Origin of the sequence: Brucella pseudogrignonensis (assembly GCF_032190615.1) — a bacterium.
GTDB lineage: Bacteria > Pseudomonadota > Alphaproteobacteria > Rhizobiales > Rhizobiaceae > Brucella > Brucella pseudogrignonensis_B.
Window position 1 is genome coordinate 136699 of record NZ_JAVLAT010000003.1, and the last position, 16545, is coordinate 153243.

A 16545-nucleotide genomic window follows, 5' to 3' on the forward strand; every position below is an offset into this window, starting at 1 on the left:
TTGGAGGAATGCGTGAGGAAGCTTTATCTGGCTGTTGGGTCGCTTAATCGCGAAGCCCCTTATTTTCAGGGTGCGCGTGGCGAGGGTCTTTCCATCTTCGCATTCGATACGACGACAGGAGATGCATCGTATACATGCGCAACATCTTCCGTCGACAATCCAACATTTCTGAGTGTCGCGCCGGATACCGGCGTGATTTATGCAAATTCCGAAGTATTTAGCTGGCACGAGGGAACGGTCAGTGCCTATCGTTTTGATGCTGAAAAGGGTGAACTTGTTTATCTCAACAAGCAAAGTGCCCAAGGCAGCATAACTGCGCATAATACCGTGACAGTGGATGGAAAGTTTGTGCTTGTCGCCAATTATGCGATGGGCTCGGGCGGGCCTGACCAGTCGCTTGTTGCGTTGCCAGTGTTGTCTGACGGCAGCCTCGGGCCGGTTTCACATAGCGTTCGTCACGAGGGCAAGCTTGGGCCTGTCGTCGACCGGCAGGAACGGAGCCACCCGCATTGCGTGGTTGAAACACCGGAAGGCGGCATGTTTCTGTCTGCGGACCTCGGCCTTGATGAAGTCATTGCCTATCGCCTTGATAATGATGGCAGTTTCAAGCGGGTGAGCAGTGTTGCGACGCCACCCGGTACTGGTCCTCGCCATATCGCACAGCATCCCGACAGCCGGTTTGTCTATGTCTCCAACGAACTGAATTCCACGGTTTCGCTCATTGAGCGCGACGGCGATGAGATGCGCCTTGTTCAGATCTTGCCGACAGTGCCAGCGAATTTTGAGTCGCATGGGGCTGATATTCACCTCTCGCCCGATGGTCGCTTTCTTTACTGTTCCAATCGCGGTCATGACTCGATCACCACATTTCGTGTGGATCAGGAGAATGGCAGCCTGGTTGAGATCGGTCACAGCTTTACGGGTGGCGCAACACCGCGTAATTTTACGCTGACACCGGATGGCTACTGGCTTTTGGTCGCTAACCAGAATGGAGATTGCATTGCGATCTTCGCAATCGATAAGGAGACGGGAATTTTGACCGATACGGGCAAACGCATCGAAATAGGCACCCCCGTCTGTGTCAGGCCTTTCTATCTGTGAGCGTTGAAGCCTCAACACCGCGAAAGCAGCGCCGCAAAGGTTCTGGTGTGACCATGGCGGATGTGGCTGCGGCTGCAGGGGTTTCCATGCAGACCGTTTCGCGTGCGTTGCGTTTTCCAGATTCCGTGATGCCTGAAAAGCGGAAGCTTATACAGGATGCAATCGAGAAGACGCATTACGTTCATAATCTCGCGGCCAGCCATCTTGCATCGCATAAAAGCAATACGGTTGCGGCGATTATACCCACACTGTCCGCATCTGTTTTTGCTGACACGATCCAGCATTTTTCCGATGTACTGCATCGGTCCGGTTATCAGATATTTTTAGGCAATACTGATTACCGAATGGAGCGCGAGGAAGAAATCATTCGTAGCCTCCTCGGGCGGCGACCGGATGGGGTTTTTCTGATCGGCACACACCATAGCAAGCGCAGTGTTGCATTGCTCAAACGTGCCGAAATTCCAGTCGTTGAGGGCTGGGATTTTACCGATAAACCGATTGACCGGCTGGTGGGATTTTCCAATACGGCGGCAATCACCGAGATGGTCAGTCATCTGATCAATACGGGTCGGCGCTATATTGTGTTTGCCGGTGTGGTTCGGAAAGGCGACAGCCGTGCTGCCGAACGCCGTGGCGCATTCAAAGCGGCAATGGAGCAAGAGTTTCCGGACGAGAAGCCACGCATCACGGTGGCAACTGAAATGCCGATTGCCATGGCTTCGGGTGTCGATCTTCTGCGACGGGCGTTGGCTCAATATCCGGAAGCCGATGCTGTCATGTTTTCAAGCGATATTCTTGCTTCCGGTGCGCTTCTGGAGACACAGCGCATTGGTATCAAAGTGCCACAACGGCTCGCGATTACAGGCTTTGGCGACTTTGAACTTTCGCGTCATCTGCTGCCGCCATTGACGACGGTTGCAGTACCTTCGGCGGAAATCGGACGGAAGGCGGGTGAGCTTTTACTGGAAGCAATGCGTGGCGAAACATCGACAAACACGATTGTCGATGTCGGTTTCGAACTCAAGATCAGGGCTAGTGGCTAATAACCATCTGATGCTCGAAGTCGGTTAGCATTTTGCAGCCATTTTCTGTCACATGCAGCATGAATTCGAGCCGCACGCCGCCAGTGTCCGGATCGAAGGCGGTGGGTTCTACCATCACAACCATGTCTTTGCGGAAACGCTCTGTTTCATAGCTGACAAGCCGTGGCCATTCATGGACAGATGTACCGATAGAATGTCCGGAGTGATGGGCATAGCCATAGCCATGTGCTGCGATATGGGCCTGCAATTTTTGATCCAGTTCACCGATGCCAAGGCCTGGGCGGATGATTTCGATTGCCAGATCAAGCGCCGATTTTACGGCCTTGAACTGTTTCTCAAACTCATTAGTTGTTTTGCCCACCATTGCCGATGCGCAGCTGTCGCCCCAATAGCCTTTGACGCGCGGTGCGAGATCGCAGATGAGTGGGTCACCGGTGGCAACGATACGGTTTGTTGGCCAGCCCATGAATGCTGATGTGCGGGTTTTGCCGGATATGAAATCGCCGGTAAGTGGCAGGCGTTCACCAGCTCTGCTTTCCATGCCGAGCCTGATGTCGGCAAATATTTCCAGCTCGCTGCGGCCCGCCTTGCTGTGCTCAATAAACGCGCGTTGCCCGGCGGAAGCGGTCAGCGCTGCCTTACGCAATAGCGCGATCTCAGTTGCTGTTTTCACCATGCGCTGGCGCTTGAAAGCATCATCAATCGACACACGACGGCATGTGTCGATAAGTGGGAGCAAGGATAATGGGAAGCTGTTCTGCTCTATGGCAATTGCTCCTCCGATACCAAATTTGGTAAAGAGATCCTGTGCAGCATTGAGATAGTTCGTAAAAATGTCTGTCGGCTCTTTATATGAAAAACCTTCATATGTGAGAATGATCTGTGCCCAGCTTGGCGTTTCTGCTTCGAGATTGGTGACGACAAGTCCGCATTCGCCGTTTTTGCCAACCAATGCGATGGCAGGTCCACCCGCAAAGGGTGATGGCCCCGCTTCAATGGAAACGACATGACCTGAAGCGTAGGCGATGCCATCGGGGCTGGTAAAAACGCCCCAATCGGCACCGGATGCTTTGATGGCATCAATTGTCCGTGCAAGCCGCTCGTCCAACGGGTTCTCCTTCAGATAAGATTGCGGATATGGCGATCACGGCCATAGGCTGCGACCAGAAGCAGGATGAGGATACCGAGTGACGACTGTACCATGGCGTCCGAAAATCCCATGCCGATGAGAAACGTGCGCAGTTCCATCAGCATGATCGCGCCAGCCACCGTTCCGACAAATCCGCCACGCCCGCCGATCAGTGCGGTTCCGCCGATAACGACCGCAGAAACCGTTTGGAAAAGATAGGGCGTGCCCACTGTCGCACTTGATGAGCCGGTGAAGCCGAGCAGAAGAATGCCAGCAAGCGCCGCAAACATGGCACTGAGGCCAAAGGTGCTTGCCCAGATTGCAACCGGTCTGATCAGTGCCAGTTCGGCGGCTTTGATATTTGAACCCAGCGCATAAAGCTTGCGGCCATAAATCGTACGGCGCAACACAAAGACGGTGCCAACGGTCAGCAAAATTGTAAACGGGATCAGCCAAGGGAATGGCAAAGGCCCGATGCTGCCACCCAATGACACGAAATCATTGATGAAAGCGGGCGCTGAACCTGTTGGCAAGCCGCGTGTCCAGATTTGTACGCCTGCTTGAACCATCGTTCCGACACCAAGCGTGACGATGAGTGGGTGGATGGAAAGCGCTGCCGATAATGCGCCGGAAAACGCACCGATCAGCCCCGCCGATGCCAGCACGATAATACCGGCCAAAAGCGGTGACATTCCATCGCCATAGAGGCTGGCGAAGACAACATTGGCAAAGCCGATGACAAACGGAATGGAAAGGTCGATGCCACCAAGGATCATCACCAGCGTCTGCCCGAGTGCTGCAATCGCAAGCAGTGCTGCCAGAACCAGCATGGCGCGAATGGAGAAAAGGCTGGCAAAGCCCGGAATGAGGGCTGCTCCCAGGAGGAATACCAGCGCCACCCCGATGAAGGCGACCAGCGCGCGATTTGTAGCCAGTGCCTTAATCATGACTGCGCCACCTTGCGTCGGAAAGAGAGTTTGAGTTTTTCGGAGTTGAGGCAGACAGCCAGAACAAGTACTGCGCCATAGACTGCCTGCAGCACGAAGGTCGAGACGTTGAAGGCCGTCAACATGCTTTGCAGCAGGAATATACATGCTGCACCCAGAAATGCTGCGGTTAATCCGCCAACGCCGCCGGCGAGGCTGACGCCGCCAAGGGCGACTGCAGCAATAGCAATCAGCGTATAGCCGGGACCGATGATCGGATCACCTGAGCCAATGAGGGCTGTGAGCGACAATGCTGCCAGTCCTGCGAATAATCCGGCCAGCACATAAGCGATGAAGCGCACGAGCGGAACATTGACACCAGCGGTGTAGGCGGCTCGATCCTCGCTGCCGACGGCCATAAGCGTCTCATAGAAAGGCAGGCGTTTGATACCGATCCATATCAGAACCGCAGCACCTACCGGCAGAATGGACCATGGACCCGCAAAAGATGACAGCCATGCAGGTACGGAACCCGATGGGGACGGCAGGATGGTGAGCGCCAGCCCGCCAAATATCAAGTAGGTGCCAAGCGTTGCAACAATTGGCTGAATACGGATGATCGCCGCCAGAAGGCCATTTAATGCGCCAGCTAGAATACCGAGTGCAATTGCTGCCGGGATAATGATGCAGGGCGAGGATATGCCGCCTTTTGTGATCAGCATCTGAACGAGAATGACATTGATCAAACCCACGAGCGGACCAACGGAAATGTCAATTGAGCCGCGTCCGGCAAGAAACGGTATGGTAACCGCGAGCGAAGTCAGCAGCAGCGGCGCTGCAAGTCCCAACACCGAGCCCCAGTTTGACGGTGCAAAGCGTACCGGGTTAAGCACAATATTGATGACAAGCAGAATGATGAACAGGATTGCGGCGAGCCGTGTTTCCTGACTGCCGCAGAAGATGCGCCGCAAGCCGCTTTTGTTGTCGGTTAAGATCATAGCTCCACCTCATCCTGCCCGAACATGGCTGCAAGGACGCCCGACATCGACATTTCGGATTTGCTGATAGTTTTTGAGCATTCAAAATCGCGGAACACTGAAACGCTGTCGCAGATTTGCAGGATTTCTTCGATTTCGCTCGACAGGATGACGAGCGCGATACCTTCTTCACGGGCGAGTTTACGGAAGGCTTCATAGAATTTCATGCGGGTGTTGAGATCAACGCCGCGTGTCGGATCGTTGAGCAGCATTACAAGCGGTTTGAGCGCCAGAAGCCGTGCGAGCAGCACTTTTTGCTGATTGCCGCCGCTGAGTGCCGTGATCGGCGCGTCCATTGCCGGATAGCGGATCGACAGAAATTCGGTATAGCGCTGCAGCTCTTCCTTCTGTTTGCGGCGGTTGAGGATGCCACCCCATGAAAAACGCGGCATGGAAGGCATACCAAAATTATCGAGTACGGAAAGCACCGGGAAAATACCGGTCGCGCGTCGGTCACGCGGCAAATAAACCACGCCGCATCTGGCGGCATTGTGATGATTACTATAGGCATTCTGCTCGCCGGACCGGGTGACGATTTCAACCTTTGAATGACGAGGCTGATTGAAGCCTGCAAGCGCCAGCAGAAATTGCTCCTGGCCATGGCCCTCAAGACCTGCAAGTCCGGTTATCTCTCCGGCGCGGATGGTGCCGGACAGCGCTTTGCGCCCCGGCGCAAGCACGAGATTTTCATAGGTAAGAATGATTTGATCATTCAACATGGAGATGAGCCTCCGGCGCCATCAGTTCCAGAAGGATCTGGCTGTTGATCTGCTGCCTGTCGAGCGTATCGACAACTTGGCCGCTGCGTAGCACCGTGACCTCATCGGAAAGGCGTTTCACCTCTTCCAGCCGGTGCGAAATGAAGATCACAATATTGCCCGACGCAGCGTATTCTTCGATTGTTTCAAAGACGAGATCACGATCTGCATAGTCGAGCGCTGCTGTTGCTTCATCGAGAAGCAGGATCGAAGGACGGCTGATGAAGGCGCGCGCAATCACTACGAGCTGCTGTGCTGCTAGTGACAGGCTGCCAGCCGCTGCGTACAAGTCGATCGGAAAGCGTGCAATTTTTGACAGAACTGCGCGGGCTGCCTTTTCGCGTACTGATTTGCTGGCTTTACGGGTAATGAGTCCGTCAAATCCGAGAAAGATATTCTCGACCACCGAACGATGCGGAGCGATCAAAACTTCCTGAAAAACCGTAGCAAGGCCCAGTGCCTTCATATCTGCAGGCGATCTGGCCGAGACGGTTTTGTCGTTGAGAACGACACGCCCATGCGTGGGTGCGACCACGCCAGACAGTATTTTCAGCATCGTGCTCTTGCCCGATCCGTTCTCCCCCAGGATCGTATGAACGCCATGGCTGAAAGTCACATTGGCATTTGTGAGCGCAATTGTTTCGCCATAACGCTTTTCAAGGTTTTCGACCTGTAGTGACATGACCGGAGCGTGCGTGATGTTGGGCAGCCCCGCTTCGGCAAGCAGTCTGTGTATGCTGGATGTGCCCAGCGAGGGATGCTCAGAGTCTGGCATAATGAAATGACTTTCTGCATGCGATAAGCGAAGGTCATTGCCAATGGTTTGGGCCAATTGACTTTGGCAATGACGTTATTCAGCGCGTCGTCCTGCAAACCTTACTTGGAGCAGGAAGCTGGAACTTTCGCGAAGTCATAAAGTGCGGTGGCGCTTCCGTTCGAGAAGTAGCCATTAAGCAGTTCTTCCGGGAATGGATCCTGCGGCGGTATCGGGAAGATGGCTGCGGAATCCGGCTTCATGCAGTCCTTGTACCAATTTGGAAGGTCGGCCTGCGTCACAAGTGGCATCGGAGCGATGATCGTATTGACGAGCGGGTTTTGGCCTTCAAGAACCCGTAATGCGACGCGGAAAGCGTTCTGCGCTGCAACATGCGGTGATACTTCACCGCCATAGAACTTGAACGTGTCCTGATTGGCATTCCAGTAGCCAAGTGCATCGCCAGAAATGGAAGCGGCAATCAAGGGAAGTGGACGACCTGCCTGCTGGAAGGCTTCCGCAATAAAGCGTGCTTCGCTGCCCGTCGACCAGACTGCATCAATCTGCTGCGGTGTGGTGGCAAGTGCCTGAAGCACTGCGGATTTCGTTGTCGTGCCGGTCCATTCGCCGCTCACTTTACGGGCAATCTTGAGATTGCCGGACTCTTCAACGGCTTTTTCAAGTCCGGCATTTTCCTGCTGTACAAGCGGATGACCGGAGATGCCCTCAACCTGAAGAACTGTGCCGCCATCTTTGAGCACTTCCGCAATGCCTTTGCCCATCTGGTAGCCCCAGAGGTTTTGGTTGTGCATGACATTGATGGCATTCGGCGTCATTACGGAACCAGCGGACGTTATAACCGGAATGCCAGCCTTATAGGCATCGTCAATCACTGCATTGAGTGCGGTGGAAGAACCGGCAATCGTCGTGATGACATTGCAGCCCTGCTCGATGAAGGCGCGAATTTGCGAAATCTGCTGTGTGGCATCGCCATTGGAGTCTGAAACAACATATTCAGACACATCGCCTGCAGCGATAGCCCCATCCACAAGGCGCTTGAGTTCGTCATTGAAAGTTACACGCCACGGATTGCCCATATAGGACTCCGAATGGCACCAGCGCCACGGCTTCGCGGGCGCCTTGAAATCACCATAAGCAGAAGGGCCAACTTCAACCACATCGGTATAAAGTGCCTGAATTTCAGTTGGCAGGGTGCCGAGCAGTGCCGCGCGGTCCTGATTTTGCGCACTCGCGCTCAGCGCAGACGCCGACAAAATAGCGAGTGTGAGTGCCTTCAAACCTAGGCCTGAGCGAATTCTGGTCATGTGTTCTCCTCCAGCGTGAACCTCCCGTTCACTTGTAAAAACTTTATTCACATATGCGCCATCACGTCAATTGAAAAATGTTAGCGCTAAAACATCTTGTGGCACTATCGCATAAATCATGAAGATATGAATATAAAAATGTTAGCGCTCACTCTAGACAAAACAAAAATATTGGATAGGTTCTGACGCAAATGGATTTGAGCAGGGAGTGGAGCTGCCATGGGTGTTTTATCAGGCTATCGTGTGCTGGATTGTTCAATTGCGATGGCGGGGCCATTTGCAGCGCAGCGTTTGGGTGATCTTGGTGCCGATGTGGTGAAGGTTGAGCCGACGACGGGCGAATGGCAGCGCCATGTGGCGGCGGGCGGTGCCGAAGGCAACCGCGTTAATGTCTCTTTCCTGTCGCTTAACCGTAACAAGCGGTCGCTCGCGGTCGATCTGAAATCACCAGACGGCAAACAGGTGCTTCTTGACCTTGTGAAAACCGCCGATGTGTTTTTGCAAAACTATCGTCCGGGCGTCGCAAAGCGTCTTGGCGTCGATTACGAGTCGCTTTCCAAGATCAATCCAAAGCTGATCTATGTTTCGATCTCTGGCTATGGCGAAGATGGTCCTTATGTCCATCGTCCGGGGCAGGATCTCGTTTTACAAGGTATGTCGGGCGCTATGCTTTCGGCAGGCCGTGAGGGCGAGCCGCCAACCGCCGCCGGGCAATATCTGGTGGATGCCATCACCGCTTATACTGCGTTTGAAGGCGCGCTTGCAGCACTTCTCCATCGTGAGCGTACGGGTGAGGGGCAGTTGGTGCAGGTCAATATGCTCGATGCGATCACCACCATTCAGATGCAGGAGCTTTCGGTTTTCACCGTCGGTGGCAAGCCGCAAACCCGTTCGGCAGAGCCACATGCCCATGTCTATATCCGGGCGCCTTACGGTGCTTTTGCAACCTCTGACGGCTTTATCATCGTCGCTTTTCCGAAGCTGAAAACGCTGGGTGAAGTGATTGGCGAAGATAGTTTCCTCATCATGAATGATGAGGTTGATACTTGGGCGCGTCGCGATGAAATCTTTGCCAAGACACGCGATAAGCTGAAAACGAAAACCTCTGCCGAATGGCTGGAGCTTCTTCGCGCAGCCGATATCTGGTGCGGCCCAGTCTATGGCTATGCCGATCTCGTGGACGACGAGCAGATCAAGCATAACGGCACCTTTGTCGAGTATGAGCATCCGACAGAGGGCAAGGTAAAAACGCCGGGCTTCCCGATCCGCTTTTCCAAGACGCCATCGACAGTGGACCGTGGGGCACCCGTAACCGGGCAGGATACGCGAGATGTGCTGGCCGAAGCCGGATATGCGGCAGACAAGATTGAAGCACTTGAGAAATCTGGCGCTATCGTGTCGGGGAATATCTGAAATGCAGGTGATTAAAGCTCTCACCTGGGATCATCCGCGCGGCTATAATGCATTGGCGGCGGCATCAAAATTGCCGGATGTTATTGCTGCCGGTCTGGACATCCATTGGGACAAGCAGCCGCTAGAAGGTTTTGAATCCCACCCGATTGCTGATCTCTGCGCCCGCTATGATCTCGTGGTTCTCGATCATCCGCATGTGGGCGAGGCAATATCTGGCGATTGTCTGCTTTCGCTTGAAGACGTGTTTGGCGCTGAAACGGTTGCTGAGCTTGCCAAGGCCAGTATCGGTCCGTCATTAACGAGCTATCGCTTTGCGGGTAAGCACTGGGCGTTGCCGCTTGATGCTGCAACGCAGGTTATGGCTCTTCGTCCTGATCTCTCAGACGGTGTGCCTGTCACTTGGGATGAGGTGCTTCGCCTGTCGCAGCAAAGCGGCAAAGTCGCGCTTTCGCTTGCTGGCCCACACGCCTGCCTGTCATTTCTGTCTATCGCGGCAGCTTTTGGCGAGCCTCCTGCCGAAAAAGACCCGAACATACTGGTTTCAGAAAATGTGGGGCAGCACGTCTATGATCTGATGGCAGAACTTGCGGCACGAAGCCCGGCATCTGTTCGGCAAAGGAACCCTATCGGTATATTGGGCCATATGGCCGAGTATGACGATGTTGCATTGTGCCCGCTGGTCTATGGTTATGTGAATTATGCTGCGCCGCAAAGTGGAAAGCCTGTCGCGTTTCATAATGCGCCACGCGCAGCCAATGGCGGTCTTCCGGGCTCGACATTGGGCGGCACGGGCATTGGTGTTTCGCGCCGTGCTCATATCACCTCCGCGCTCAAAACGCATCTCTTGTGGCTAATGAGCAGTGAAGCCCAATCTGGGTTCATTCCCGATCATGAAGGCCAGCCATCGCGACGCGACGCCTGGCATGATGAGCGGGTGAACCGGCGATGGGGCAATTTTTATCGTAACACCGCGGACACTTTGGAGCAGGCTTATGTGCGCCCACGCCATGATGGCTACATCGCCTTTCAGGGCATAGCTTCGGCGCTTTTGGGGGCGGCCTTTGATGAACGCCGCCCGGCATCGGCAGTGTTGAATGAGCTGCAAATTCTCTACGCCGCTTCGCGCGTACATGACGGTGAAAGGTAGTTTTCCATGACTGAAGACATCAACTTCGAAATCGACGGCGCAGTTGCCGTCATCACCTTGAACCGTCCGCAGAAACTCAATGCCGTGACGCCGGAAATGGCTGATGCCATCGTTGCAGCTGTGACCGAATGCAACGATAGCGACACGATCCGTTGCGTTATTCTGACGGGCGCTGGAGAACGTGCATTCTGTGCGGGCTCGGATATTCGCGAACTCGATACCTATGAGACACCTTGGCAGTTCCGCAATCGGCCGGATTACTGCGATGCATTTCGTGCGCTTCTCAAGCCGTCGATTGCAGCTGTCAATGGCTATGCTTTTGGTGGCGGGCTCGAAACTGCGATGTCCTGCGATATCCGTATTGCTTCTGATAATGCGCAATTCGCGGCACCCGAGATCAAGCTCGGCTGGATCGGTGGTGGAGGGATGGCTGCCCATCTGGCGCATTCCATAGGCGCATCCAACGCAGCACTGATGATTATGACAGGCGACCCGATTCCCGCCGAGAAGGCAGAGCGCTGGGGGCTGGTGAGTGAAGTCGTGCCGCTGGCTGATCTGCTCACGCGGGCGCGCGAAATTGCGAGTGTGATCGCATCGCGTGCACCGATTGCCGCCGAAACCGCGAAGCTCAACCTCAAAGCTTCTGTCTCGATGCCGCTTGAAAAAGCCATCGAATATGAGCGCGATCTGCAAACCATCTGCTTTGCAACTGCTGATGCGCAGGAGGGGCGAGCGGCGTTCAAGGAGAAAAGAGCGCCGGTTTTCAAGCGGCGCTAACAAAGGCCGGGGGGACTTTATATACGTCAAATCGAGGGAGAGGGATTTTGACAATCGAAACTATGAGCAAGCAGCAGGCGCTTGGCAGTACGATTTTTGCCAGCACCATCGGCACCGTCGTTGAATGGTATGACTTCATTCTTTACGCGATGGCTGCAGCGCTGATCCTCAATCATCTGTTCTTTCCGCAATTCGATCCGACTACCGGTATCATTGCGTCTTTTGCGACCTATACGGTCAGCTTCTTGGTGCGTCCGCTGGGCGGCATCGTCTTCGGCTGAATGGGCGACCGCATCGGTCCTAAACCGGGGCTTTGTCGCAAAATTTTTAGATCTGTCGCGTTATGTGTCGGTCATTACGGATGCTGTTGTGAGGTGCGCAGAATGTCGATCCGCGCGCCAGTGAACGATAACGCCATCAAAGCAGACTTTATACCGGAAGCCAGCATCATAGCTCGTTGCGATCCAAAATCACACTCGATGCTGGCTCACCGGAAAAAGCACCCCTTCTCTGATGCTCTCGGCGCAGCGCCCATGGCTTATGACGGCACGATATTTATCGTTCATCCACACCCCGTCCGGCGATGAAAGACACGTGTTTCGTTACGTGCCAATTAACAACGTCGAGTTAAAATTTTGACAGAGATAATTAATTGTTCAATAAGATTCACTGTGCCAAGTTTAAGGGCTCCAAACGTAGCATATACAGGACTATAATGAAGACTTTAGTATCTACTCTCGTATTATTCGCTTCATTGACATCTACGTGTCTTGCGGAGCGCAGACCTACGATTCTTGATCTCGCCGAGCAGGGTTATGAAATAAAGACCGCAACAGGAAATTATGTTTTCCTGCAAAAGGAAGAAAAGATCTATATGTGTTCATTTCTTCAGGTAAGTGAATATAACGTTGCTTCAGGAGAGATCGATGCTATCAAGTTTGATTGTGCCGCGGTCAAATGAGAAAGACAGTTCCTGCAAGCCGGAAAGCCTCAGATTTTTCGTTGACGTTCGACTTTGAGGTGCTTGTTGAATGAAGATTCTGATATTGATGCTCGGGCTTATTCAGGTGGTGATCGGCTTAATTTTCATCGTTGAAGCGAATTCGGTTCAAAGGTTGATGCTGGGCACACTGTCCTTCGGGTTTGGCTCAATTTGTTGTGGTATCGCGGTTATTATAGGCCGTCTCGATGCGCTTCGCACAAGTTTCAAGCGTCCCCTCGAATAGCCTGGAATCAGCAACATTTCTGTCCGCAGAAGTATGTCGGTAGCGGCGTTTTGATCGAGTCCTCGAAAAGGGTCGGATTGTTAACCTCTGCATAAGGTTCCGGCAGGGTTGCATATCGCGCGTGTGAGAGCGCATTCCAAAAAATGTGAAAATATTTTAGGAAAAAATATATGTTAAAACAGAATCTTAGAGAGATTATCGCATTCAATCATAACGAAGTTTTCTCCAACGGGGAAAGGCAATCCTATGAATGACGATGATACTATTCTGGCTTCAGTCTACACAAGATGGCACCAACTTGCGGTGCCTTTTTCTCTCATAACAAGTGCCGCATGCTTCCTTTTTGTTACTTTAAATCGTGGACCAATTATCCTTGCGGGTGTTCTTGCACTGGTTGCATTGGTGGTGCCGCCGCTCATTGCATTCAAGGCCTTTCCGACGCGCAATCGGATCAAAGTCATGCCGGATGGTTTGCAATTTTCGCGTCGCGCACCCATTGCTTTTGCTGAACTCAGTGGCTGGGGTACCGACGATTTCCTGAAACTGGTGCGTCCAGGCTATCCGACATTGCTTGTAAGCCCGCTTGACGTGCCCGGCCGTGAGCGCCTGTTGCGCGAATTCAAGACGGCACTTGACGACTGGCAGCAAAGACATCCCGAGCGACGTGCCGCCGCCAAATCGCATTTTTATGGCACTGTGAGGGCTCGGCTGATTGGCATGCTTATTTGCATATTGGGCGCTGGAATTTCTATTATGGCGTTAAATATGCATTCCCCATCTATAGAACTCGCTTTGGTGGGTGGTTTGGGCGCTTTATTCGGATTGTGGATGTTATCGCGTCGAAAAAAAGAGGCTGAAACCCAAGAGCGCGGTTGAAATAATAGCCGCCGACCCGATCCAAAAACGTCAATTTCCACACAAAAGTCATAAAATTGACACTGGAATCTTATTCTTGCCATCGGTTTGCCGTCGCTTTTTGCGGCTTAAAGGACAAAAATGCCAAAAAATACGAGCTTCAATGTCTTATCGTGAGCTAAATTTTCCGTTCTGATTTGACATTGTTCTCCAAGCGGGCGTTGTTGCATGGAATAGATTTTGAACGGAATCCGGTCTTTGATGCTCAACTATTGTGTTTCAACTTTGAGACGGACGGATTTCGGGCGTGGTGTTTACAGCATGCGGTTATAGACACTGCATCCAAGTATAACTTCCGTCTTCTGATTGGCGACATTGCGTGATCTCAGCGTTGAATCGTTTATTGATTTATAATTGCCTATAGCGTTTTCTACTTTCGCTCGTTTCCCATACTTGGTAAGAGGTTCTGTCGCAAACTTTTCATGCCTGATGATCCGTGCAAGGGATTGTACCGATTTCAGATCGAAGCGAGGCATTAATCATGGTCGATTTCAAGGGGACGCATTCCCCAAAAGTGTGATCATGTATGCCGTATTCTTTTACGTTCGTTACCCGGTTTCCTATCGTGATCTTCAAGAAATAATGGCTGAACATGGCGTAGAGATTGACTATGCAACATTGAACTGATGGGTTGTTAAATACGCGCCGGAGATTGCGGCTCAGGCGCAAAGACGTAAACGCCCAACACTTGGTTCATGGCGGGTTGACGCGACATATGTAAAGGTCAAAGGGGAATGGACCTATCTGTATCGAGCTGTTGATCGAGACGGACAAACCCTTGACTTCATGCTGTCTGAGCGCCGAAATCTCGACGCTGCATGACGGTTCTTTAGGCAAGCCATCGCAAGCAATGGTATTCCAAACGAGATTGTTATTGATAAAAGCGGGGCTAATTTGGCTGGTGCGCTGGCTATAAACAATATCATGAAAATTACGGGTGCGGATAAGCTGATTGAACTCCTAAAGGTTACATACCTGAACAATATCCTTCAACAGGGTCATCGCTTCATCAAGCGGATCACCAAACATATGTTAGGCTTCAAAAGCCTTCATTCAGCTTCTGCTACCATTGCTGGGATCGAAGTAGCACATATGGTCCGTAAGAACCAATTCGCAAACGACAATTGTTCGCCATTCGTGTTGTTCGCGGAGAACGCTGCATAATCACGTCCAGCGATAAGCTTGTTCTTAGCCTACTGAAAAGTTTGCGACAAAGCCCGGAGGCCGCGGTGGTTAAGGTTTTAGCGCTCTGTCCATTACGCTTCTATTATCAAAAGACCACGCAGGATCGTGTTGGTAATTGTTTTGGCCGCATTTGCGTAGTCGGCTTCAATAAGTTGATTGACATCAAGTGCATCACAGGCAAGAGCTTCAAACTCGACATAAAATTGGGTTGCCGACCAGAGCAGAATGAATAGATGTCGCGCATCGACAGGCACGATTTTGCCCGATGCAGCCCATGCATTAATGACGCGTGCCTTTTCGGCGGTGACTTTTCGCATATGTTCACGCGCATCTTTGGAGAGGTGTTCTGCACCTTGCAAAATTTCATTGGCAAACAAGCGCGTTTCGGCTGCATTTTCCCATGCATGATTAAGCTTGGCACGAACATAAGCTTCTATCGCTTCCGCCGGTTCACGGTCTGCTGAAATGTGCCTGAAGGCATCATCCCAGCTGTGAATCAGCCGGTCGATTGCTGCGTTGTAAATCTCTTCCTTTGACGAGAAATAGTAATAAACATTCCCTTTTGGCAGTCCCGAAGCTTTGGCAATTTCAACAATACGCGCACCATCAAGCCCCTTGCGAGAAAAAATCTCAACAGCGGCTGTCAGTATCCTGAGAACGTTTCGCGCTCTGATCGGCTCATCAGAAGTCACCTGATTTCCAGGCTCCATTTCCACCGATCTGCTATGTTCTGCCATTGGTTATCCCATTGTTTTCAAGTATTTTTCCAAGATTAATCATCCCGGTCAGACACGCGCGCATCCACTGGTCTACTCATACGACAGTAAGAGACCAAAGGAATCGAGTTGCCAATAAAAAAGAAGTTGACAAGATGGTCAACTTCTTTTCATAAAAAGCTGACAAAACGGTCAGGTTCTTGGAGCGGCCTGACCACCGCAACCTTGGGGAGGGTGCGAATGACTATGCGGTTAAAAACTGCGATGGAGGAATTTCTGTCGGATTGGCCCGCCGATCTGCCAGAGTCATGGCGCGCACTTCTCGGCAATGTTGCCCTTGATTTTGATGGCATTGCGCCAGAACTTGAGTTGGAAATCTGGGAGCCGATTTTTCCGGTTCGCCGTGGCAAACACTTTCCGGGAATGCCGGTCGGTGCGCATTATTTGCGCGCCTTTGATGATATTTCGCCTGATGATGTTCGCTGCGTCGTTCTCGGTCAGGACCCTTATCCTGAACCCGGCTTTGCCACCGGACGAGCATTTGAAGCGGGCAATCTGGCTGGTTGGAGCGAACTCAACAAGATGTTCTCCAAAAGCATCCGCGCATACACGCAGCAGATCGCTGCCGCGCGCACCGGAGATTTATCTTATGCACGCAGTTTTGCCGACTGGCCGAAGACTTTGCATGCGATTGAAAGTGGCGCTGTTGAGCTGGAGCATCCTTCCGGCATTGCTGATCGCTGGGTGAGTGAGGGTGCCTTGCTTCTCAATGCCTCTCTTACGCTCACGCGCTTCCGGGTCGATGTGGATGCGCATCAGTCTCAGGGGCATCTCGTTCTCTGGCGCCCCCTGATTGTAGAAACGTTACGCGCGCTTGCTGCACGCGGAAAACCGGTAGTGTTTCTGGGCTTTGGTGATGCGGCTGCAGAGGCGCTTAAACTGGCAGGCATTGACGAAACCATCGGTGGCAACCTGCACTGCGTTCTGCGCGATCATCCCGCATTTGCGGAGCGTGTGCTTTCCCGACCTAATCCGTTCATTCTCTGCAACGATTTTCTAGAGGAGATGGGTGCTCAACCCATCGCTTGGTAAC

16 protein-coding genes and 2 pseudogenes are annotated in these 16545 nt (G+C 52.5%); 10 read left to right on the plus strand and 8 right to left on the minus strand.

Going from position 1 to position 16545, the window contains the following annotated elements; translation table 11 throughout:
• Window positions 1-12: 12 nt before the first annotated feature.
• Entirely contained in the window at window positions 13-1101 is a 1089-nt protein-coding gene (locus tag RI570_RS18510) for a lactonase family protein (protein WP_313830203.1), read from the plus strand.
• Window positions 1098-2144 carry a LacI family DNA-binding transcriptional regulator gene (locus tag RI570_RS18515; RefSeq protein WP_313830205.1) on the plus strand — a complete coding sequence of 349 codons (1047 nt, stop codon included), beginning with the start codon at window positions 1098-1100 and terminating at the stop codon, window positions 2142-2144. The genes RI570_RS18510 and RI570_RS18515 overlap by 4 nt, the downstream gene beginning before the upstream one ends.
• Here the strand turns inward: RI570_RS18515 and RI570_RS18520 are convergent.
• From RI570_RS18520 to RI570_RS18545, 6 genes are all read right to left on the minus strand, one after another.
• Window positions 2134-3252: a Xaa-Pro peptidase family protein gene (locus RI570_RS18520; protein WP_313830207.1), complete on the minus strand. Its 1119-nt coding sequence runs from the start codon at window positions 3250-3252 to the stop codon at window positions 2134-2136. The genes RI570_RS18515 and RI570_RS18520 overlap by 11 nt on opposite strands.
• Window positions 3253-3263: 11 nt before the next feature.
• The gene (locus RI570_RS18525) at window positions 3264-4220 is read right to left on the minus strand and encodes an ABC transporter permease (RefSeq protein ID WP_313830208.1); all 957 of its coding nucleotides are present in this window, start codon (window positions 4218-4220) and stop codon (window positions 3264-3266) included.
• A complete protein-coding gene (locus tag RI570_RS18530; protein ID WP_313830209.1) occupies window positions 4217-5197 on the minus strand; it encodes an ABC transporter permease in 981 nt (326 codons plus the stop codon). The genes RI570_RS18525 and RI570_RS18530 overlap by 4 nt, the downstream gene beginning before the upstream one ends.
• A complete protein-coding gene (locus RI570_RS18535) occupies window positions 5194-5955 on the minus strand; it encodes an ATP-binding cassette domain-containing protein (RefSeq protein WP_313830211.1) in 762 nt (253 codons plus the stop codon). Before RI570_RS18535 ends, RI570_RS18530 begins: the two co-directional genes overlap by 4 nt.
• Entirely contained in the window at window positions 5945-6769 is an 825-nt protein-coding gene (locus RI570_RS18540; RefSeq protein ID WP_313830212.1) for an ATP-binding cassette domain-containing protein, read from the minus strand. The genes RI570_RS18535 and RI570_RS18540 overlap by 11 nt, the downstream gene beginning before the upstream one ends.
• A 101-nt stretch (window positions 6770-6870) precedes the next feature.
• Entirely contained in the window at window positions 6871-8073 is a 1203-nt protein-coding gene (locus RI570_RS18545) for a substrate-binding domain-containing protein (RefSeq protein WP_313830214.1), read from the minus strand.
• 219 nt (window positions 8074-8292) lie between these two features.
• Between RI570_RS18545 and RI570_RS18550 the strand changes: the two genes are divergently transcribed.
• The 6 genes from RI570_RS18550 to RI570_RS18575 all read left to right on the plus strand — a co-directional run bounded on the left by RI570_RS18550 (window position 8293) and on the right by RI570_RS18575 (window position 13512).
• On the plus strand, window positions 8293-9486 hold the full coding sequence (locus RI570_RS18550; RefSeq protein WP_313830215.1) for a CaiB/BaiF CoA-transferase family protein: 1194 nt from the start codon (window positions 8293-8295) through the stop codon (window positions 9484-9486).
• Between the two features lies 1 nt (window position 9487).
• Complete coding sequence (locus RI570_RS18555; RefSeq protein WP_313830216.1) at window positions 9488-10633, plus strand: carbohydrate ABC transporter substrate-binding protein; 1146 nt, start codon at window positions 9488-9490, stop codon at window positions 10631-10633.
• Window positions 10634-10639: 6 nt separating this feature from the next.
• Window positions 10640-11410, plus strand: a complete 771-nt coding sequence (locus RI570_RS18560) for an enoyl-CoA hydratase/isomerase family protein (RefSeq protein ID WP_313830218.1) — start codon at window positions 10640-10642, stop codon at window positions 11408-11410.
• Between the two features lie 47 nt (window positions 11411-11457).
• Window positions 11458-11691: a hypothetical protein gene (locus tag RI570_RS18565; RefSeq protein WP_313830219.1), complete on the plus strand. Its 234-nt coding sequence runs from the start codon at window positions 11458-11460 to the stop codon at window positions 11689-11691.
• A 750-nt stretch (window positions 11692-12441) separates the two neighbouring features.
• A complete protein-coding gene (locus tag RI570_RS18570; protein ID WP_313830220.1) occupies window positions 12442-12636 on the plus strand; it encodes a hypothetical protein in 195 nt (64 codons plus the stop codon).
• Window positions 12637-12882: 246 nt separating this feature from the next.
• Complete coding sequence (locus tag RI570_RS18575; protein WP_313830221.1) at window positions 12883-13512, plus strand: hypothetical protein; 630 nt, start codon at window positions 12883-12885, stop codon at window positions 13510-13512.
• Between the two features lie 293 nt (window positions 13513-13805).
• Here RI570_RS18575 and RI570_RS18580 read toward each other — a convergent pair.
• Window positions 13806-13952 (minus strand): annotated as a pseudogene (locus RI570_RS18580) (IS5/IS1182 family transposase); the annotation flags it as partial.
• An 80-nt stretch (window positions 13953-14032) separates the two neighbouring features.
• Between RI570_RS18580 and RI570_RS18585 the strand changes: the two are divergent.
• A pseudogene (locus RI570_RS18585) lies at window positions 14033-14715 on the plus strand (IS6 family transposase).
• A 92-nt stretch (window positions 14716-14807) separates the two neighbouring features.
• Here the strand turns inward: RI570_RS18585 and RI570_RS18590 are convergent.
• On the minus strand, window positions 14808-15473 hold the full coding sequence (locus RI570_RS18590) for a TetR/AcrR family transcriptional regulator (protein ID WP_313830222.1): 666 nt from the start codon (window positions 15471-15473) through the stop codon (window positions 14808-14810).
• 219 nt (window positions 15474-15692) lie between these two features.
• On the opposite strand from RI570_RS18590, the gene RI570_RS18595 reads away from it, so the two are divergent.
• Complete coding sequence (locus tag RI570_RS18595; RefSeq protein WP_313830223.1) at window positions 15693-16544, plus strand: uracil-DNA glycosylase; 852 nt, start codon at window positions 15693-15695, stop codon at window positions 16542-16544.
• The last annotated feature ends 1 nt before the right edge of the window (window position 16545 follow it).